General features: G+C 63.3%; 2 protein-coding genes. Both read right to left on the bottom strand.

The window, feature by feature from the left end; all coding sequences use genetic code 11:
• Positions 1-296, bottom strand: a 296-nt coding sequence (soxZ, locus tag AX750_RS15035; RefSeq protein WP_066720211.1) for a thiosulfate oxidation carrier complex protein SoxZ, incomplete at its 3' end; no start/stop codon positions are given.
• 51 nt (positions 297-347) lie between these two features.
• A partial coding sequence (locus AX750_RS15030) for a thiosulfate oxidation carrier protein SoxY (RefSeq protein WP_280939909.1) occupies positions 348-575 on the bottom strand: 228 nt, incomplete at its 5' end.

Below are 575 nucleotides of genomic sequence, written 5' to 3'. Positions count from 1 at the left end.
TCGGAGCCGTCGTCATCCTTCCAGACGAAGGTGAACTCGCCCGATTCCGTCGCCTTGAAGAAGAACGACTGGTAGGGATTGGCCGAGATCGCCGGATGCCAGTCGGCGGAGAACACGGGCTTGCCGTTGAAGCTCGCGCTGAACTTGTTGATGATCTTGCGCGGGATGGTCTTGCCCTGGGCATCCTTGCGCTGGCCCGATTCCATCTCGTGGGAGATCAGGGTCTTGATCTCGATCAGTTCGCCGGCGGCGGCCTTGGCCGGCACGCGCACGCGCGGGGTGGGTTTGGTCGTCATGGCGTTGTCCTCACCTGAAGTCGTTTTTTTTGTGGGGCGGTAGCGGGCCGGTCAGCCGCCGCAACCGCCGATGGTGACCTTCACATTGGCCTTGGCCATATGGAGGGAGCCGTTCGACATCTCGGCGACGCAGACGATGTTCTGGGTCTGGGCGAGGCGCATGCGGGTTGCCGCCGAAGCCTTGCCGCAGGCGGGCGTGAAGCTGTAGCTAACGATGCCCGGCTGCGGGTTGCCGTCGGCATAGATGTGGACGGCCTTGACGTAGTCGGCCTCCGTCAT

Origin of the sequence: Methylobacterium sp. CCH7-A2, assembly GCF_001557075.1 — a bacterium.
In the GTDB taxonomy this organism is placed as follows: domain Bacteria; phylum Pseudomonadota; class Alphaproteobacteria; order Rhizobiales; family Beijerinckiaceae; genus Allobosea; species Allobosea massiliensis.
This window is presented reverse-complemented; position numbering and strand designations above follow the sequence as displayed.